Annotated in this window: 18 protein-coding genes; 10 read left to right on the top strand and 8 right to left on the bottom strand. The window is 42.9% G+C overall.

What is annotated here, in order from left to right; genetic code table 11:
- Window positions 1–88: 88 nt before the first annotated feature.
- From L2740_RS09730 to nhaD, 3 genes are all read left to right on the top strand, one after another.
- Entirely contained in the window at window positions 89–1,108 is a 1,020-nt protein-coding gene (locus tag L2740_RS09730) for an aspartate carbamoyltransferase (RefSeq protein ID WP_028765971.1), read from the top strand.
- Between the two features lie 26 nt (window positions 1,109–1,134).
- On the top strand, window positions 1,135–2,424 hold the full coding sequence (gene hemL / locus L2740_RS09725; protein WP_028765970.1) for a glutamate-1-semialdehyde 2,1-aminomutase: 1,290 nt from the start codon (window positions 1,135–1,137) through the stop codon (window positions 2,422–2,424).
- 430 nt (window positions 2,425–2,854) lie between these two features.
- Window positions 2,855–4,102, top strand: a complete 1,248-nt coding sequence (gene nhaD / locus L2740_RS09720) for a sodium:proton antiporter NhaD (RefSeq protein ID WP_248949945.1) — start codon at window positions 2,855–2,857, stop codon at window positions 4,100–4,102.
- 70 nt (window positions 4,103–4,172) lie between these two features.
- Here the strand turns inward: nhaD and L2740_RS09715 are convergent, their stop codons facing one another.
- Window positions 4,173–5,180 (bottom strand): general secretion pathway protein GspB, encoded by a 1,008-nt coding sequence (locus L2740_RS09715; RefSeq protein ID WP_248949944.1) that lies wholly within the window; start codon window positions 5,178–5,180, stop codon window positions 4,173–4,175.
- Entirely contained in the window at window positions 5,180–6,793 is a 1,614-nt protein-coding gene (locus L2740_RS09710; RefSeq protein ID WP_248949942.1) for an ExeA family protein, read from the bottom strand. The genes L2740_RS09715 and L2740_RS09710 overlap by 1 nt, the downstream gene beginning before the upstream one ends.
- A gap of 332 nt (window positions 6,794–7,125) precedes the next feature.
- Here L2740_RS09710 and L2740_RS09705 point away from each other — a divergent pair, with 332 nt between their 5' ends.
- Window positions 7,126–8,364 (top strand): multifunctional CCA addition/repair protein, encoded by a 1,239-nt coding sequence (locus L2740_RS09705; RefSeq protein ID WP_248949941.1) that lies wholly within the window; start codon window positions 7,126–7,128, stop codon window positions 8,362–8,364.
- 216 nt (window positions 8,365–8,580) lie between these two features.
- Window positions 8,581–8,847: an Lpp/OprI family alanine-zipper lipoprotein gene (locus L2740_RS09700; protein WP_220782781.1), complete on the top strand. Its 267-nt coding sequence runs from the start codon at window positions 8,581–8,583 to the stop codon at window positions 8,845–8,847.
- Between the two features lie 212 nt (window positions 8,848–9,059).
- On the opposite strand, the gene L2740_RS09695 is transcribed toward L2740_RS09700, so the two are convergent.
- Genes L2740_RS09695 through folB form a run of 5 tightly spaced genes read right to left on the bottom strand, consistent with a single transcriptional unit; the run spans window position 9,060 to window position 12,569 of the window.
- On the bottom strand, window positions 9,060–9,959 hold the full coding sequence (locus L2740_RS09695; protein WP_248949939.1) for a L,D-transpeptidase family protein: 900 nt from the start codon (window positions 9,957–9,959) through the stop codon (window positions 9,060–9,062).
- A gap of 52 nt (window positions 9,960–10,011) precedes the next feature.
- Window positions 10,012–10,845: a putative RNA methyltransferase gene (locus tag L2740_RS09690; RefSeq protein ID WP_248949938.1), complete on the bottom strand. Its 834-nt coding sequence runs from the start codon at window positions 10,843–10,845 to the stop codon at window positions 10,012–10,014.
- A 53-nt stretch (window positions 10,846–10,898) separates the two neighbouring features.
- Window positions 10,899–11,699: an undecaprenyl-diphosphate phosphatase gene (locus L2740_RS09685; RefSeq protein WP_248949937.1), complete on the bottom strand. Its 801-nt coding sequence runs from the start codon at window positions 11,697–11,699 to the stop codon at window positions 10,899–10,901.
- Between the two features lie 24 nt (window positions 11,700–11,723).
- A complete protein-coding gene (gene folK / locus L2740_RS09680) occupies window positions 11,724–12,215 on the bottom strand; it encodes a 2-amino-4-hydroxy-6-hydroxymethyldihydropteridine diphosphokinase (RefSeq protein ID WP_248949936.1) in 492 nt (163 codons plus the stop codon).
- Window positions 12,216–12,569 carry a dihydroneopterin aldolase gene (folB, locus tag L2740_RS09675; RefSeq protein WP_248468980.1) on the bottom strand — a complete coding sequence of 118 codons (354 nt, stop codon included), beginning with the start codon at window positions 12,567–12,569 and terminating at the stop codon, window positions 12,216–12,218.
- Window positions 12,570–12,880: 311 nt separating this feature from the next.
- Between folB and plsY the strand changes: the two genes are divergently transcribed.
- Complete coding sequence (plsY, locus tag L2740_RS09670) at window positions 12,881–13,489, top strand: glycerol-3-phosphate 1-O-acyltransferase PlsY (protein ID WP_275974146.1); 609 nt, start codon at window positions 12,881–12,883, stop codon at window positions 13,487–13,489.
- 285 nt (window positions 13,490–13,774) lie between these two features.
- Window positions 13,775–14,398, top strand: coding sequence for a 2OG-Fe(II) oxygenase (locus tag L2740_RS09665; RefSeq protein ID WP_248949935.1), 624 nt, complete (start codon window positions 13,775–13,777; stop codon window positions 14,396–14,398).
- Window positions 14,399–14,462: 64 nt separating this feature from the next.
- On the opposite strand, the gene tsaD is transcribed toward L2740_RS09665, so the two are convergent.
- Window positions 14,463–15,479, bottom strand: coding sequence for a tRNA (adenosine(37)-N6)-threonylcarbamoyltransferase complex transferase subunit TsaD (gene tsaD / locus L2740_RS09660; protein WP_248949934.1), 1,017 nt, complete (start codon window positions 15,477–15,479; stop codon window positions 14,463–14,465).
- Window positions 15,480–15,706: 227 nt separating this feature from the next.
- Between tsaD and rpsU the strand changes: the two genes are divergently transcribed.
- The 3 genes from rpsU (at window position 15,707) to dnaG (ending at window position 18,234) form a co-directional block, all read left to right on the top strand.
- Complete coding sequence (gene rpsU, locus L2740_RS09655) at window positions 15,707–15,922, top strand: 30S ribosomal protein S21 (RefSeq protein ID WP_006080725.1); 216 nt, start codon at window positions 15,707–15,709, stop codon at window positions 15,920–15,922.
- A 7-nt stretch (window positions 15,923–15,929) separates the two neighbouring features.
- A complete protein-coding gene (locus tag L2740_RS09650) occupies window positions 15,930–16,373 on the top strand; it encodes a GatB/YqeY domain-containing protein (RefSeq protein ID WP_248468983.1) in 444 nt (147 codons plus the stop codon).
- A gap of 130 nt (window positions 16,374–16,503) precedes the next feature.
- Window positions 16,504–18,234 (top strand): DNA primase, encoded by a 1,731-nt coding sequence (dnaG, locus tag L2740_RS09645; protein ID WP_248949933.1) that lies wholly within the window; start codon window positions 16,504–16,506, stop codon window positions 18,232–18,234.
- The last annotated feature ends 114 nt before the right edge of the window (window positions 18,235–18,348 follow it).

The raw sequence follows: 18,348 nt of genomic DNA, 5'->3' as shown, positions 1-18,348 counted from the left end.
TCTGCTATAGTGCCGCCTCAGCCACCCTACATAAATTCGGGCAATAGCTTTGCTATTAACGCCCCTCAGAAATTGGAAATATAGGCTGATGACTCAGTTTCAAGGTTCGCATATCCTTTCGGTAAACCAATTAGATTTGGAAGCCGTTGAAAAAGTTTTTTCTGTTGCTACCCGCATGACCCCTTATGCTTTAAGACAAAAACGCACCACAGTTTTAGATGGCGCTGTTTTAGGCAACCTGTTTTTCGAGCCTAGCACCCGTACCCGTGTCAGCTTTGCCAGCGCCTTTAGTTTGCTTGGCGGCAGAGTTAATGAAACTGTAGGTATGGCGTCTTCGTCACTTTCAAAAGGTGAATCGCTATACGATACCGCCCGTGTACTTTCTAGCTACTCTGATGTGATTGCTATGCGTCACCCTGACTCTTTCTCTGTACGTGATTTTGCCAAAGGCAGCCGCGTACCAGTGATCAATGGTGGTGATGGTGCCAACGAACATCCAACTCAAGCACTTTTAGACCTATTCACCATTCAAAAAGAGTTGGCTGCTGGTGGTCGTGACATTAGCGGCATGCATATCGCTATGGTTGGCGACTTGAAGTTTGGCCGCACTGTTCACTCTCTTTCCCGCTTGTTATGCATGTATAAAGATGTCAACTTCACACTCGTATCACCAAAAGAGTTAGCAATGCCTGACTCTGTGATCAGTGACATTGAAAATGCTGGTCATAAGATCACAATAACAGATCAGCTTGAAGGAAATTTAGACCGTGCTGATATACTCTATCTGACGCGTATTCAAGAAGAACGCTTCCCTTCTCAAGAAGAAGCGAACAAATACCGTGGTAAGTTCCGTTTAAACCAAAGTATTTATACACAGCATTGCAAGTCAAACACTGTGATCATGCACCCGCTGCCACGAGACTCTCGTGAGCAAGCAAATGAATTGGACAATGATCTAAACGATCACCCAAATCTAGCTATCTTTAGACAAGCTGATAATGGCTTGCTGATCCGCATGGCGCTGTTTGCACTAACATTAGGCGTTGATGCTCAACTTGAGCAGTACGAACGCCCTGTTAACTGGTATTCACGAAAAGCTGATTGCTAAGTCGGCTACAAATTTAAGGATTAAAAATGACTCGTTCTGACGAACTATTCGAACAAGCTAAAAAGACCATCCCAGGTGGCGTTAACTCTCCAGTACGTGCATTTTCTGGTGTAGGCGGTTCACCTCGTTTTATCGAAAAAGCAGACGGTGCTTATATTTTTGACGCTGATGGCAAAAAATACATCGACTACGTAGGTTCTTGGGGCCCAATGATTTTAGGCCACAACCATCCTAAGATCCGTGAAGCGGTATTAAAAGCGGTTGAAAACGGTCTATCTTTTGGCGCACCAACTGAACTTGAAGTCACTATGGCTGAGAAAGTAATCGAAATGGTTCCTTCAATGGAGCAAGTTCGTATGGTGAGCTCTGGTACTGAAGCAACAATGAGCGCAATTCGTTTGGCTCGTGGTTTCACTAACCGTGACAAAATCCTTAAGTTTGAAGGCTGTTATCACGGCCACGCTGACTGTCTACTAGTAAAAGCAGGTTCTGGTGCACTTACTCTTGGTCAACCAAGCTCTCCAGGTATTCCTGAAGATTTTGCTAAGCACACCCTAACTGCAACTTACAACGACCTTGACTCTGTTAAAGCTATCTTCGAACAATACCCAGAAGAGATCTCTTGTATCATCATCGAGCCAGTTGCTGGCAACATGAACTGTATTCCTCCAATCGATGGTTTCTTACAAGGTCTACGTGCTATCTGTGATCAGTACGGCGCACTCATGATTATCGACGAAGTTATGACAGGTTTCCGCGTATCTAAGAGCGGTGCACAAGGTCACTACGGCGTCACACCTGATCTAACAACCTTAGGTAAAGTTATCGGTGGTGGTATGCCAGTTGGTGCTTTCGGTGGCCGTAAAGACGTAATGCAATTTATCGCACCAACGGGTCCGGTTTATCAAGCAGGTACGTTATCTGGTAACCCAATTGCGATGTCTGCGGGCCTTGCACAAATGGAAGCCCTTTGTGAAGAAGGTGTTTACGAGCAACTAGCAGCTAAGACTCAGTACATTGCAGAAGGCTTTAAAGCGGCTGCTAACAAGCACGGCATTCCAATGGCAATCAACTACGTTGGTGGCATGTTCGGTTTCTTCTTCACTAGCGAAGAGACGGTAACTAACTTCGCTCAAGTGACTAAGTGTGATACAGCATTATTTGCTGAGTTCTATCACATGATGCTTGATGAAGGGGTTTATCTTGCACCTAGTGCTTATGAAGCTGGTTTCTTATCACTGGCTCATGGCGAAGCAGAACTTGAAGCAACTCTTGCTGCAGCGGACCGCGTATTTGCTAAGCTTGCAAAGGCTTAATTAGGTTGAGGTTGAGAGCCTAAAAACCTAATAGCTAAAACATCAAAGGAACACTTATTAGTGTTCCTTTTTTATATCCGCTGCCCTCAAAAGCGTCATAGCTAATTTCGCCAAACAACCGCAAACGAATCTTTCTCCCTTAATTATTTTCCGTTTTATACTCATTTCGTTAGTAAGTGCTATAAAATTAGCAACAGCTTAACCACGATAGAATTTATAACTAACAAAGCTGACCGATTCAGTTTAAAACTCCATAAAACATACCTCAAAACAGTCTTGAATCACACTTATTCACAAAATCAGATCTGGTTAACAGTTGTTATCACAGCATCACTGTGGTTTGATCTCGCCGTTCAACCTTAAAATAAACTTAAATTGGCAGCTAAGTTCAGATTCGGTTTGCCATAACATTACCTTTGTGAGTAAGCCTATGTTGTACGCATTTTTAATTTCACTCGCGGTACTGGCTCTATTAAGTATTGTGTTTGAAGAGATCACCCACCTTAATAAAGCAAAAACCACCCTGTTCTTTGGCTGTATCTCTTGGATCACGTTATTTATGGCTGCTGGCGATCCAAGTCATGAAAAAATAGTTGAACATCAACTTAATGAAAATCTGTTAGAAATTGCTACTCTTTGGCTATTTTTAATGTCGACAATGACATTTGTAGCCTACCTCAATGCCAAAGGCATGATCCAAATCTTAGTACAAAAGCTTTTCCCGCAGCGAGTCTCCGTGCGCATGCTAATGCTCCAAGTTGCGCTGTTTTCCTTAGTGCTCTCCGCAATTTGTGACAATGTTACCGCAACTTTAGTCTCACTTGGTTTACTCACCAGCTTTAAATTAGACAAACAGATCCGCAGGCGTATGGCCGTGCTAATTATCTTTGCCGTTAACTCTGGTGGTGTCGCGTTAATCACAGGAGATGTCACCACCTTAATGATCTTTCTTGGCGGCCATGTAGGCATGTCTGAGCTATTAATGCTATTTGTACCAGCAGCTATCAGTGTCATGCTATTAGCTGTATTGTTTTCATTAAAGGCTGAAGGCGAAGTCAGTACCAGCCCTATTACCCAGCAAGTAGGTGCGGTCGATGTGCTAATTGCGGTGATTTTCTTTAGTACTATTGTCATGACTATGGCACTGAATATCCTATTTGGTATTCCGCCAGTTTTAACCTTCTTAACTGGTCTTTCAGTGATGTTTTTAGTGGGACACACAACGAGAAGTGATAAAGAAGAGCTGCAGATCCTTGAGTATATTCGCCAAGTTGAATATGACACTTTGCTATTTTTCTTAGGGATTTTACTACTGGTCGGCATGCTTAAAGAGATTGGTACCCTTGATTTGCTCGCTCAAGTTTATGCCCAATACGACCCAAATATCTCTAACTTTATTGCAGGTATTGGCTCAGCGTTATTAGATAACGTGCCACTAACGGCTGCATTGTTGAAAGCTGAACCTGTACTCAACACACCTGAATGGTTAGGGCTCACTTATGCGGTAGGTGTGGGCGGTTCTTTATTAGTGATTGGTTCAGCTGCGGGTATTATTGCTATGAGTAAGGTAAAAGAGCTCACTTTTGTCAGTTACCTTAAATATGTGCCCGCCCTTAGCCTTTGCTACACAGTCGGTTATGGTTTAACACTATTTCTAGCGTATCACTTATATAATTAATATTATCAAACGCTAAAACCTAAAAGGCCTAACATGAGTTAGGCCTTTATTTTGTACTCTCAAAAGTAGCTTATATAGCCGGCACTTTAAACTCTGTTCCTTGTATCGCTAACACCACATCTCTTGGTCTTATCTCAACAATAGTCAGTTTACCTTGAATGCTATCTCCCTCTTGCAACTCTGCGCCATCAACATTTAACCAACGGTTATCGGCCACACTTGAGTAAACATGGGCATTAATATTGAACTCTGGCACCTGTAGCTGTAATCCTGCAGGCAATTGACCATACTTAGGAATATCATCAGACTTTGGCGTTGTAGGAATAGGATCCAATTTCGCTTCCGTCACTGGTGTTTCTACCGCATTTTCTCGCTCAACCTCTTTTAGTGCAGCTTCAAATGCTGCCAATAAATTATTATGGTCACTAGGCTCTGTGGTCTCTAAGCCAACATCATTGGCGGCATACTCTACTTGATACTTAAGTGACTCAAGTAACTCATCGCCTCGCTTGTTACTGTTTGCCCCAAGAATGATAGGCTCGCTTACACCATCCTCAGACATTGAGTTACTCACTGAACTATCGTTACCGCTTGTATCTGTATTTACAGCACTGGTAACCGAGGCTTCTGCTGCCAATAAAGCATTTCTCAATGAATCATTTGAGCTGACAGCTACTTGGTTATCACTCTCAATCAATCTCCCTTGATTACGCGCTTGTGGCGTTAGAGTTTGCGCCATTGGCAATGCCACTTTACCTGCCAAACGAACTTCATCAGTCGGTTGCGCAGAGCTAATTGCTTGCTCACGTTTTTGCACACTGTCAGCAGCGGTGCTTATCGACGTTTGAGTCTGCTTGTTATTTGTGGTGTTTTTATCGCTAGGGTAAAGCGCAAGGCTTAATAACCAAGCTGCTAACACCATAAACAGTAACGACAAACCATAAATAATCAGCGCCTTGATGTTATAACCACCCTGCTGTTTGGCTTTATAAGCTGCGCGCGGACTGAGTACTACATCGTGATTATTGACTTGAGATTGTTGCTTATCTCGAGTCACCGCATCGAGTAAAATCGACATTAATACAACCTCTTACTTTGTCCTAGGCGCGGACCTGCATCACTTAAATACAAATTAAGCTGCACTAATGTTTGGCTACCAGCAATGCCATCGGCAATTAAGCCATGTTGACGTTGAAAATCTTTCAGTTTCTGCTCAAGCTCAGCATCAAAACGATTAACCAATCTCGGCGAAGTACCGGTCACTCGCGCTAAACTATTTTCCAGCCATTGAATTTGCGCCGGATTTGCTGATTGCCCAATCTCTTTAGGTTGATTCGTTGGTGCCTGCCACAGTATTTCAAAGGTGCCGGTAAAGTGGCGATTAAACCAATCTCGGCTCACCCACAATTGTTGCTCATTTAATTGCAATAATACTTGTTCACCCTGCCTTGAAACAATGGTGCCGTAAAACGCTTGGTTATTATCGTCGGCAAGATAAACCACTGCCGGATAATTTAAACGAACTAATGAGTGCCAGTTACCCTGCTGCTGAAAACAAGCTAAACCTTGTTGCTTAGCGGACTGACAGGCGGATAAACCAATATATGGCACCTTATCCCATAAACCTAAAATGCTGGCATAAGCGCTGGCTATTTCTCGGCTTTGCTCAATAGCGCTATTGAGCACTCGCTGGCTACTACTTAACGCTTGCTTTGATAGCTGTTCCTGCTGATTTAATTGCGGAGCTGGCTGACTTTGCTCTGTTGTATTCGCTGCACTTGCCGCTGGATTGTTGTTAGGCATAAACGCGTACAAAGCAACGCCAAAGGTGACAACTAACGACGCAGCAATTGCCGCCGGCTTTAACATATTGTTCTGCTTAGGCTCTTCGCCTAATACCTCCACCGAGGCCAATCGCACCATTTTATTGTCAATCGGCACTTTAGATTGGGCATAACTTGCCATCAGTGCACGTTCACATAACAAGTTAATTAAGCGTGGAATGCCGCCGCTATATTTATGCAACGCTTTAATGGCACTTTTATGGAATAACGGCTCGTGGCGACCTGCGACCTGCAAGCGGTGTTGTACATATAGAGCGACTTCTTCGACAGTAAGTGGCAGCAAATGGTAACGGGCAGTAATACGCTGGGCTAATTGACGAAGTTCTTGGCGCTTCAGTAATTGCTGTAGTTCTGGCTGGCCAATTAAAATCACCTGCAGTAATTTCTTGGTATCGGTTTCTAAGTTAGTCAGTAATCTTAGCTGCTCAAGTACTTCAGCTCTCAAATGCTGAGCCTCATCAATAATCAATACGGTATTGCGATTTTTACTGTGATTTTCGAGTAAGAATTTACTGATAAGATCGGTGAGCTGTTTCAGGCTTGGATCGTCACCATAAACAATACCCAGTTCATCACACAATGTTGCTAACAGCTCTGACTCAGTCAAAGAAGGATTTAAGATAAACGCTGTATCGGTATTTTCTGGCAGTTGCTTTAATAGGCAGCGCGATACTGTGGTTTTACCTGTACCCACTTCTCCGGTTAACAATACAAAACCACCGGTTTCACCTAGCCCATATGTTAGATGTGCTAATGCTTCTCTATGACGATCACTCAAAAATAGGTAATGAGGATTCGGTGCAATAGAAAACGGATTATCATTTAAGCCAAAGAAAGCCTTATACATGCGAGCTTTTATCCTTTTAAAACCATGGGTTCCGACTGTAAAGCGCTCGGAATTTTTAGATGCCAGTGAATATCATTACAGGGCGGCTTTAAAACCTACGACTATCCCCAGTTAAATGCCGCTATCGACAATAATAGGCTCACGTTAAAGCCCTATTCTTAGCTTGTCAAAATTTGCCGTAACTTAATCTGCTAAACTCGACATAATATCAAATTACGCCAGATTTATTGCCTCTTATTGGCATTTTATCTGCGCTAATTGCATCGACTTAGCCACGAATATAACACTAAGCCATGTTACACTCAGCAGACTGTTATTAAGTGAGAAATCCAGTGAAAATCTATCTAGTTGGCGGTGCTGTCCGCGATAAGTTACTTAATCTTGATGTAAAAGATCATGACTATATGGTTGTGGGGGCAACGCCCGAGCAAATGCTAGCCAAAGGGTTTACTCAAGTAGGCAAAGATTTCCCGGTATTTTTACACCCTAAAACCAGCCAAGAGTACGCATTAGCACGCACTGAACGTAAAACCGCAGCAGGCTATGGTGGATTCAGTGTCGATGCCGCCCCTCATGTTACTCTTGAACAAGATCTATTGCGCCGCGATTTAACCGTAAATGCCATTGCACAAGATGATCAAGGTAACCTCTACGACCCATATAATGGTATTCGCGATATAGAGAACCGTACCTTAAGGCACGTTTCAGACGCTTTTGTCGAAGATCCACTGCGAGTATTACGCGTTGCTCGTTTTGCAGCACGTTTCCACTCGCTTGGTTTTACTATTGCACCAGAGACCCTGGAGCTAATGAGCAAGTTGAGCCAAAGTGGCGAGCTTGAAGCCTTAACTGCAGAGAGGGTTTACGTCGAACTAGATAAAGCACTATCGACCGCCAGCCCACAGGTATTTTTTCAAATTTTGAAACAATGTGGCGCACTCAAAGTCTTATTTCCTGAGATTGACGCGCTATTTGGCGTTCCGCAACCAGAAAAGTGGCACCCAGAAATAGATACCGGGATTCACACCTTAATGGTGCTAGAGCAAACAGCAAAACTAAGTGACGATAATGCCGTTAGGTTTGCTGCATTGGTGCATGACTTAGGCAAGGCACTTAGCCCCAAGGAGCACTTACCTAAACATCACGGTCATGGGCAAAAAGGCTTACCACTGATCAAAAACTTATGCACACGCTATCGTATTCCAAACGAATATCGTGATTTGGCGCTGCTGGTCAGCGATCAACATCAGAATATTCATAACGTGACCGAGTTAAGAGCTGAAACCGTAGTAAAAATATTCGATAAAGCAGACTTTTGGCGCAAACCTCAACGTCTTGAACAGCTATTAATTGCCTGCGAAGCCGACAGTAAAGGTCGTACAGGTTTAGAGCAAAAGCCATATCCGCAAGCTGATTATTTAAAAGCTTGTTTTACAGCAGCATCTAATATCGCAGTGCAATCAATTATTGAAAAAGGCTTTAAGGGAGCAGAGATCCGTGGGCAGCTGGCTATTGAAAGGATTGCCGCAGTCCAGAAGATTAAAGACTTACAAGGCAGTAAATCTGAATAAAAAACATAATAAGTTCACATTTATGAACTAAGATTATACATAACTTGTTCACGGTTTATTTGCACTTAACTTGCAATTGCTCAAATTTTCACTAAGTTATTCAGAGCTTAGCGTTAAAAGGCATAGCAAAATTTTTTCTCTGTGACATAATTAACTAGTTCAGTTGTAATGTGCAGCTGTGCTTATTTAAACCAACCTATATAAAGGGAATTCCCGATGAATAAAAAAGTACTTATGATTGCTGGTGTAGCAATGACTGCCCTTCTAGGTGGCTGTGCAAACACTACTGCTCTTGAAGAAAGCGTTGCAAACCTAGGTAACAAAGTTGACCAGCTTTCTGCTGAAGTTAGCTCTCTAAAATCAGATCACGGCAAGCTATCTGCAGACATCAACGATGCTAAAGCAGCTGCTATGGACGCTCAAGCTGAAGCTCAGCGTGCTAACGACCGTATCGACAACGTAGCTTCTTCTTACAAGAAGTAATTACGTTTAGGACTTAGCCGTATTTAATTACTGCTATCTCCCAAGGCTTGGTTTCAAGTATTGCACTTGACCAAGCCTTAAATTTATCTGCAATCAGCTCCTGTTACATCAATAGTCACTTTCTCAACGCTAAGCTAAATAAGTACCCTTCAGATACAAAAAAGCGCCCGTTAAGGACGCCTTTCAAGCAAAGTCATAATACTAAAAAACAATTAACTTTGAATGTTTACTGGAATACCCGCTTGGGTCAATAAAGCATCATTAGCTTTAGTGTAATCCACTTCATCTTGACCGATAAAGTCAACAACCCCGCGTTTTAACTCTCTCACTGTATTATCACCACCATTTGCAGTTGATAAAGGTGAATGCACTTCTATTAACTGTCGACCGTCAGGCTCTGTAGAGGTTTTAACTGTCTCGTTGATAATAGTGACTTGCTCGCCATAACGAACTTTATCAAATAACCATTCAATATCGTCAGGGTTTAAGCGGATACAACCAGCACTCACACGCATGCCGATACCAAAATCCTTATTGGTGCCGTGAATTAGGTAGCTACCATCACCATAAGACAATTGAATCGCAAACTTGCCAAGTGGATTATCAGGGCCTGCAGGTACAACACGTGGTAAAACTTCACCGCGCTCCTCTAAGTGTTCTTTACGAATACTTGCAGGCGGTGTCCAACTTGGATTTGGAATGCGCGATTTGATTTTTGTCACCATCTCTGGTGTTTCACGACCAACGCGCCCGATCCCCACAGGGAAAACGTGCACGTTTTTACCATCTTTAGGGAAGTAATATAGACGCAGCTCAGCTAGGTTTATCACAACACCTTTATGCGGCACATCAGGCAATAACATCTGGGTCGGGATCAGCAACCGCGTTCCGGGTGTTGGTAAAAATGGATCAACCCCTGGGTTCGATGCCATTAATTCCAATATACCAATGTTATATTGCTTGGAAATCGTCTGAAAATAATCGCCCTTTTGCACCACATGCTCTTGCAACTCGCCAACAAGCCTGCCGCCATTTTGTGGAATAGAGTAAACATTAGCAAATGCAGCCAATGGCAAAAATGCCAAGATGAACAACAGCAAAGTACGCATCATCAGTAGTCGATTTCCATTAAGTTAAGTAAGCAAAGGTTAACCCGTGCGCCAATTATTTTCTAGTCATCACATTAATAACAAAGTCGATTTCTAATGTATCAAACTGTGTTCGCTGGATCTCATTGCGAACCTTATCGTTTGCTCGCCAGGCATAAGGCGTCATCTCAAGTAACGCAATAGCCTGCTCACCCGATACACTTACAGACAATGAAATTCGCTCACTATGTTGTAAATCTAGCTCTTTCGGTAAGTTTTCACTGACTGGTTTTTCAGATAAATCAGGATAGATAAATTCGCGAATTTGCCATAAATGACGTGGGCCTGCGGCAACTTGCAGTAATACTCCGCCTTGTTTAAGTACTCGCGTCAGCTCTTTGCCCTTTAACTGTTTATCAATCACTGTCACTAAATCAAAGCTTTCACTTACAAATGGTAGACGTTTTAGCGTTGAGACAATATAAGTTGGGCTAGCTTCTGCTTTAGCCGCGGCAAATATCGCATTTTCAGCTTCACATATACCGGTTTGCTCCAATGACAACTCGGGCTTTATATCAGTAAGTATCGTGTTTAACGTTCGCAAAAAGTAACCATCACCACAATCATAATCAAGCTGCGACAGCGCCTGTGCAGAAGTAATTTGCGGTAATTCAGCAATCACTTTTGCCATACGTTCTGCCAGTGGCACATAAATGCCCGACTCTAGCACATAGCGTTTTGCACGCATTACTGCGCGGGAATCTGCCTTAGGCTTTTTAGGTTGACTAAATAGCCAGTAACCATTTACGTTCTTATCAAAATGGTGCTTGTTTTCACAATGCAGGCCTTTTGATTCTTGGTGGATCTTGAATGGCGACTGGCATACCGGGCAAAGATAAATACTGTTCATTTAACGCTCATAATTAAAAGCTGATACTTACATGTTAGTAAAACAATCAAAGCTTATAGAAAGATCACACCACAAAGCACTGCACCTAGCGCTAAGCGATACATTACAAATGGAGTCATGCCCATTTTGCTAATAATCTTTAAGAAATAGTGAATACAAAGATAAGCGGCAATAAACGACACCACTATGCCCAAACCCAGCGCTTGATAATCGATTACCTGACCACTTTCGAGTAAATCTTTAGTCACTAAAATGGCCGCACCTAAGCTAACAGGTACTGACATTAAAAAAGAAAAACGTGCCGCAGCTTCACGACTTAAACCTAGCATCAAGGCTGCAGTGATAGTTGCACCAGAGCGAGATGTACCAGGGATCAGTGCCATAGCCTGTGCTATACCTATGATTAACGCCTTTTTCCAACCCACTTGAAATTCGTTAAACCCTTGGCGCTGCATTCTGTCTGCCCACCAAAGTAATAAACCAAAAATAATGGTGGTTGCTGCAATCACTTCAATATTACGTAAATGAGTTGCAATAAAATCTTTAGCGGTAAATCCAACAATAACAGCTGGAATTGTCGCTAAGATAATCCACCAAGCTAGCTTACTTTCTTCTGTTTGTTTACGGCTGGTAATACTACCAGTCCATGCGGTAAACATAGAAAATAGCTCACGGCGAAAATACATTACAACCGCCATCAGTGAGCCAGTATTGACAGCCACATCAAATGACAAGCCTTGATCTTCCCAGCCTAATAATTGTGCCGGTAAAATAAGGTGTGCAGAGCTAGAAATTGGCAAAAACTCGGTAAGGCCCTGAATTAGAGCCAAAATAATCACCTGAAAGGTATCCATAACTATCCTAAATTAATGTGGGGTTTACACAGACCAATTAAATTCAATTGGCCATAATGATTGCTGTTGTTTGTCGTAGTTGTCCCAAAGAGTTTGATACGACTGCTGAACAACGGGGTGATTCAAAGAAGGAGCTATTTCAGCTAATGGCCACAATACAAAGGCATTATAAAGAATTTCAGCTCTAGGTAGCTCGATTGGCAATGTGCTAACCACATCGTCATACAGCAATAGATCTATATCTAAAGTTCGCGGCGCAAATTTCTTCGCCCCTTTAACACGTCCATGATCTTGCTCTATTTGCTTAAAACAGCTAACAACTTGCTCAATACTCATTTCGGTTTGCGCTGCAACCACCATATTCAGGAAGTTAGTACCATCAAATCCAACGGCTTCGCTTTCAAACACTGATGACAACTCAAGCTCGTCAAAATGATAGTCAAGGTCGATTAATGCAGCCTTAAGATGACGTTCAGGCTCAATATTGCTACCAAGACTGATAAAAATCTTAGCCATTTATGCATGACCTCGCTCGATTTCAACCCCAACTGCCGACGCAGTGGGTACAGCTCCAGGCTTCATTACTTTGACTTTAACCCAAGGTACATTGAACTCTGTCATCACGCAGTGCGCGATCATTTCAGCCACGGTTTCAATTAGCTCAATTGGCTTTTCAGTAATCAATGCCGTTAATTTATTAGAAACCGTCTCATAGCAAAGTGCGTGTTGATAATCATCACTTGCCGCTGCTGGTCGGTTATCCCATGCCATATCAAGATCGATGAGTAAGCTTTGATGGATCTGCTTTTCCCATTCATAAATCCCAATAACAGTTTCAATTCTTAGTTCTCTAATCAGTACTTTATCCATGATATCTCCAAAACTCTAATCCATGACACTGAGGTCTGATAAGCTAAAACGGACAAACGAGATATAATCCGCTGCAATGCTGAAATATTACGCTAACGCTCTTTCTAACGAGACCAAAGCAAAGTAGGATAAGTCTCGCTGCATAAAGATTTAATTAATCACTGTCGCTTTAAAGCAAGGTTGCTAACAAAGTATATTCGGCAGTATTTAATCTGGTCTTTACGTGTTTATTTCAATAGCTCTGAACAAAACACACGGGCACAGTTTTTTATGTGGCGCGATAATACCCTAAGACGGATAAGGAAACCAATTTGAGCCTAACAGTACTTACAATAGTCATGATCTTGAGCGCATATTTAGCCGGCTCAATATCCAGTGCTGTTCTGGTATGTAAATTACGTGGACTGCCAGATCCACGAACTCAAGGGTCAGGCAACCCGGGAGCAACCAATGTTTTGCGCATTGGCGGCGCAAGTTCGGCTGCATTAGTGCTTTTTTTCGATATGTTAAAAGGTGCTGCGCCTGCTTATCTAGCTTTCAGATTAGGTGTAGATCCAATCGCCCTGGGTATCATTGCCATTGCTGCTTGTCTTGGGCATATATTCCCAATCTTCTTTCACTTTAAAGGCGGTAAAGGCGTTGCAACTGCGTTTGGTGCCATGGCGCCAATTGGTCACGACCTAGCACTTTGCTTAATGGGCTCTTGGATAGTGTTAGTGCTCATCACTCGCTATTCGTCATTTGCTGCAATTTGTACCGCCCTGCTTGCCCCAGTTTATACTTGGTGGCTTGATGATAGGTTTACCATCCCGGTGGCTATGCTCTCTACGCTAATTGTTATCCGCCACAAAGATAATATAAAACGCCTGCTAAAAGGCGAGGAATCTAAGGTTTCTCGTAAAAAACCTCGTCAGAGTTAAAGGTAATTGGCTTCAGTCAATCCAATCGCCCCCCCCAAAATAACCACATGTATTTATTAATGATTAACGTTTAACGCATTCACTCTGATAAGCGTTAATCAAATTGTGGTTACTTTCTTCAATTGCTTTTTAATTAATGCACCTTATAATTGCGCCGATTTTTGACTGGGTAGCTGGTTTTTCCCTATAAGCTTCCTGTTCTGACACTACCTCGAATACAGCGTTCAATCCCTTTGAGCCTGCCAGTAAAGCTATCGTGTTTTCTTGTTTTGAGTACACCTTTCTATGGTTCCACAATTAAGTGAAGCTGTGATGGATACCATTGCTGATGCATTGGTTGAAACCGGCTATATCGTTCTGTCTGACACCCTACCAGCGTCTGTTTGTGAGCAGTTATTACAAAGCTCAAAAAGCGCAACTTGGGATGATTTTCGCCCAGCGGCAATTGGTCGTGGTGGTGAACAGCAGCAAGTCGATAGTATTCGCAGCGATCAAATTCGTTGGCTGTCAGAGCAACGTCCTGCAGATAAACAGTATTTAGATCTTATGACCCAACTCCGTGAAGGTATGAATAGGCGGCTGTTTATGGGGTTATTTGATTTTGAAAGTCACTACGCTATTTACGAGCCTGGCGCCTTCTATCAAAAGCATTCTGACGTATTACAAGGTACCAGAAACCGAATTTTAACTTCGGTATTATTCTTAAATCATGACTGGCAGCCAGAACACGCGGGTGAACTTGTTGTTTACGATGATAATGACAACAAGCTAGCAACCATCGCACCTGAGTTTGGCAAATGGGTGGTATTTTTAAGCGAACGCTTCCCCCACGAAGTGCTACCAACAAGTGTTAACCGCTACAGCATTGCGGGTTGGTTTCGCGTCAGCAACGCCAACCACGGCTTTTAGTTGCATAAATCTCGGCAATAAAAACGGCGCTCAATGAGCGCCGTTTTTGCTATTTATTCAAGTCTTAATTTACTGGCTCTAATGTATCAAGCGGCCATCTTGGTTGGCCCTTAACGGCCAAGTCTTCAATTTGACCAGCCTTTAAGCGTTGCAAGCCAGCATAAGCGATCATTGCACCGTTGTCGGTACAAAACTCTCCGCGCGGGTAGTAAACCTTACCACCTAAGCTTTGCATCATTTCTGCTAACGATGAACGTAAGCGAGTGTTAGCACTCACACCGCCAGCAATAACCAGATTCTTATAGCCTGTTTGTTTAAGTGCACGTTTACACTTAATTGCTAATGTATCAACAACAGCCTCTTCAAAAGCACATGCGATATTAGCGCGGGTCTGCTCATCTTTTGGCTCTGCAGCAATAGTATTAGCAGTAAACGTTTTAAGACCAGAGAAGCTCATGTTCAAGCCTGGCTTGTCTGTCATCGGGCGTGGGAATTTATAACTATTTGGTACACCTTTAGCGGCAAGTTTTGAAAGCCTTGGTCCACCAGGATAATCCAGTCCCATTAATTTGGCTGTTTTATCAAATGCTTCACCGGCAGCATCATCAACTGATTCACCAAGTACCGTATAGCGGCCGATACCTTCAACGCCAACAATCATTGAGTGTCCGCCAGAAACCAGCAAAGCTAAAAACGGAAATTCAGGTACATCATCTTCTAGCATTGGCGCTAATAAATGACCTTCCATATGGTGCACACCGATTGCAGGTTTATCCCATGAAAAAGCCAACGCACGGCCAACACAAGCACCAACCAATAATGCACCAATTAGCCCTGGCCCTTTGGTGTAAGCAATACCGTCAAGATCATCAATAGTCATGCCCGCATCAGCTAGCGCTTGACGAATTAAAGGCACAATTTTGCGAACATGGTCACGAGACGCCAATTCAGGCACAACTCCACCATAGTCTGCATGCAATTTAACCTGACTATAAAGAGTGTGTGATAACAGTCCTTTTTCATCGTCATAAACCGCAATTCCTGTTTCATCACAGGATGTTTCTATACCTAAAACCCGCATTTTTTCTCGTCTTCAGTTGACATAATTACCGCCAATTCTACCTGTTGTGCTTTAATTACTCCATAGTGCTGACACAGTCTGAAGATAATATCTCCAATTATGACTCATTCTGATCGCGATAAGGGGTTTACAAGAGGACCTAAGTCGGTATAGAATTTCGCACCATTTTTAAATTATCTGAGTCAAGTAATTGTCTCACACAACCTACACCTAAGGGGTGATGGCGTATGCCAATTATTAAAGTACGTGAAAACGAACCATTCGACGTAGCTCTACGTCGTTTCAAGCGCTCTTGTGAAAAAGCTGGTATCTTAGCTGATGTTCGCGCTCGTGAATTCTACGAGAAGCCAACAACTGCACGTAAGCGTGCTAAAGCCGCTGCAGTTAAGCGTCTAGCTAAGAAGCTTTCTCGCGAAAACGCACGTCGCGTACGTTTATACTAATCTCATTATGAGCCTAGTTGATCAGCTAAAAGACCAAATGAAGGAAGCCATGCGCGCTAAAGAAAAGCTGCGTTTGGGGACTATTCGTATGGCACTAGCCGCCGTTAAGCAAGTGGAAGTGGATACCCGCGAAACTCTGACTAACGACCAAGCTATAGCGGTCTTAACCAAAATGGTAAAACAGCGTCGCGATTCTATTGCTCAATATGAAGCAGCAGGTCGTGATGAGCTAGCACAAGTAGAAGCAGAAGAGATTCTAGTATTAGAAAAGTTTCTGCCTCAGCCTCTTTCCGAAGAGGAAGTAGTTGCGCTAGTTGATGCAAGCATCGTTGAGATGGGCGCATCCACCATGGCGGATATGGGTAAAGTAATGGGAGCTTTAAAACCAAAAGTTATGGGTAGAGCTGACATGGCGGCAATTGGCGCTATGATCCGTGCAAAACTTAAGTAACTTTAGTTTTATTGCATGAATGAGCCGTGCTTCTGCGCGGCTTGTTTGTTTTCAAGATTTACATACTTGAAGTTTCTGATTTCAGGTTACTTTTGATCTCACGTAATAAAGGCGGCATTTAACAACACTAATGGCGATACCACGTGATTTTATTAATGAGCTAGTTGCTCGCACTGACATAGTCGATCTAATCGACCCGAAAGTGCCCCTGAAAAAGGCGGGTAAAAACCACTCTGCCTGTTGTCCTTTTCATAGCGAAAAATCTCCCTCTTTTACCGTTAGCAGAGATAAGCAGTTTTACCATTGCTTTGGCTGCGGCGCACATGGCAATGTTATCGACTTTGTCATGGAGTACGACCGACTCGATTTTGTTGATGCGATAGAAGAACTCGCCGGACAACTGGGACTAGAAGTTCCAAGAGAACAAGGTACAGGTAAACCTCGCGACCAAGAACTTAGTCGTGATTTATACCAGCTCATGGAAGAAGCCAGTAACTTCTTTCAAAGTCAATTAAGACAACATACAGACAAACAAAAAGTCCTTGATTACTTAGCACATCGAGGTCTTTCTAAAGAAGTGGTAGAACACTTCAACATTGGTTTTGCTCCCGATGGTTGGGATGGTTTACTTAGCCGATATCGTCAAAACCAAGATTCACAAGACAAATTACTTACTGCTGGTATGGTCATTGAAAATGACAGCGGTAAGCGCTATGACAGGTTTCGCGATCGCCTCATGTTTCCAATCCGCGATAGACGCGGACGTGTAATAGGCTTTGGTGGTCGAGTTTTAGGAGAAGGTACCCCAAAGTACTTGAATTCTCCAGAAACGCCCATATTTCATAAGGGTAATGAACTTTATGGCCTTTATGAGTTAAAACAGCGTCACCGCGATCCACAACGAGTGTTGATTGTGGAAGGTTATATGGACGTTGTTGCACTTGCTCAATTTGATGTTGATTACGCAGTAGCCTCATTAGGTACCTCAACCACTGCTGATCAATTTCAGCTATTGCTACGTAGTGCAAAAGAAGTCATCTGCTGCTATGACGGTGATAATGCAGGTAAAGAAGCCGCTTGGCGTGCATTAGAAACTGCATTGCCACTGTTAAAACCTGGCAATCAGGTACGGTTTATGTTTTTGCCCGAGGGCGAAGATCCAGACACCCTAATCAGACAGATTGGCAAACAAGAATTTGAAAGCCAAGTCGATAACGCAATGGCGTTACCTGAGTTTTTATTTGAAAACTTAGCCAAGACTTACGGCAACGAAGACAAAAGTGTGTTGGCAAAAAATGCCATCAAACTCATTGAAAAAGTACAGGACACTGTATTACAGAGCCTGCTACTCGACGATTTAGCTCATAAGCTAAGAATGAATGGTGCTGATGAACTTAAGCGAAAATTTAACTTTTCGACTAAGTCGGCCGATAAACCTAATCAGCACAAAGCGCTAAAGGGGCGCGGTACACCTTTGCGATTAGCCGTCGCATTGCTCGTACAGCACCCACACTTAGGTGAAAAACTGCCTGAGCAACCAGCGCTAAAACATATACAGATGGCCGGCATTGATTTGCTGACCCTTGTATTAGATTTAACTCGCGGACAAGTGATAAGCAGCGCACAACTACTTGAACAGTTTAGAGGCGATAACCAATTCAGCACTCTAAAAAAACTGACCCAATGGGATCATCAAGTGGCGGATGAAAACTTGCTTCAAAAGTTAAAAGAAACACTCGTTTGGTTAAACAACCAGTATCTTGAGCAACGCTACCAAGAACTGAGTATGAAGCAGAACCTAACGAAAGAAGAGCGGTTACAGCTTAGTAAGCTTATTTCAGTGATTAAAAACAAGGCTTAGTTAATATTTCAGCCTCAAAAGTAAACACTTGGACTAGCACAGACAAGCGCCGAAGGCTATAATTGACGACTTGCGTGGCTGTTTTTTGCCCGTCGTTTTAACTGTTTCCCAACT

The sequence above is a fragment of the Shewanella pneumatophori genome (assembly GCF_023283895.1).
GTDB classification, from domain to species: Bacteria; Pseudomonadota; Gammaproteobacteria; order Enterobacterales; family Shewanellaceae; genus Shewanella; species Shewanella pneumatophori.
The sequence above is the reverse complement of the archived record's forward strand: the minus strand, read 5'-3'. Positions and strand labels throughout refer to the sequence as shown.

What these genes read in the sequence shown, in the direction of transcription:
- L2740_RS09730 (WP_028765971.1), top strand. Translation starts at nt 89, where the DNA reads ATGACTCAGTTTCAAGGTTCGCATATCCTTTCGGTAAACCAATTAGAT.
- hemL (WP_028765970.1), top strand. Translation starts at nt 1,135, where the DNA reads ATGACTCGTTCTGACGAACTATTCGAACAAGCTAAAAAGACCATCCCA.
- nhaD (WP_248949945.1), top strand. Translation starts at nt 2,855, where the DNA reads ATGTTGTACGCATTTTTAATTTCACTCGCGGTACTGGCTCTATTAAGT.
- L2740_RS09715 (WP_248949944.1), bottom strand. Translation starts at nt 5,180, where the DNA reads ATGTCGATTTTACTCGATGCGGTGACTCGAGATAAGCAACAATCTCAA.
- L2740_RS09710 (WP_248949942.1), bottom strand. Translation starts at nt 6,793, where the DNA reads ATGTATAAGGCTTTCTTTGGCTTAAATGATAATCCGTTTTCTATTGCA.
- L2740_RS09700 (WP_220782781.1), top strand. Translation starts at nt 8,581, where the DNA reads ATGAATAAAAAAGTACTTATGATTGCTGGTGTAGCAATGACTGCCCTT.
- L2740_RS09695 (WP_248949939.1), bottom strand. Translation starts at nt 9,959, where the DNA reads ATGATGCGTACTTTGCTGTTGTTCATCTTGGCATTTTTGCCATTGGCT.
- L2740_RS09690 (WP_248949938.1), bottom strand. Translation starts at nt 10,845, where the DNA reads ATGAACAGTATTTATCTTTGCCCGGTATGCCAGTCGCCATTCAAGATC.
- L2740_RS09685 (WP_248949937.1), bottom strand. Translation starts at nt 11,699, where the DNA reads ATGGATACCTTTCAGGTGATTATTTTGGCTCTAATTCAGGGCCTTACC.
- folK (WP_248949936.1), bottom strand. Translation starts at nt 12,215, where the DNA reads ATGGCTAAGATTTTTATCAGTCTTGGTAGCAATATTGAGCCTGAACGT.
- folB (WP_248468980.1), bottom strand. Translation starts at nt 12,569, where the DNA reads ATGGATAAAGTACTGATTAGAGAACTAAGAATTGAAACTGTTATTGGG.
- L2740_RS09665 (WP_248949935.1), top strand. Translation starts at nt 13,775, where the DNA reads ATGGTTCCACAATTAAGTGAAGCTGTGATGGATACCATTGCTGATGCA.
- tsaD (WP_248949934.1), bottom strand. Translation starts at nt 15,479, where the DNA reads ATGCGGGTTTTAGGTATAGAAACATCCTGTGATGAAACAGGAATTGCG.
- rpsU (WP_006080725.1), top strand. Translation starts at nt 15,707, where the DNA reads ATGCCAATTATTAAAGTACGTGAAAACGAACCATTCGACGTAGCTCTA.
- L2740_RS09650 (WP_248468983.1), top strand. Translation starts at nt 15,930, where the DNA reads ATGAGCCTAGTTGATCAGCTAAAAGACCAAATGAAGGAAGCCATGCGC.
- dnaG (WP_248949933.1), top strand. Translation starts at nt 16,504, where the DNA reads ATGGCGATACCACGTGATTTTATTAATGAGCTAGTTGCTCGCACTGAC.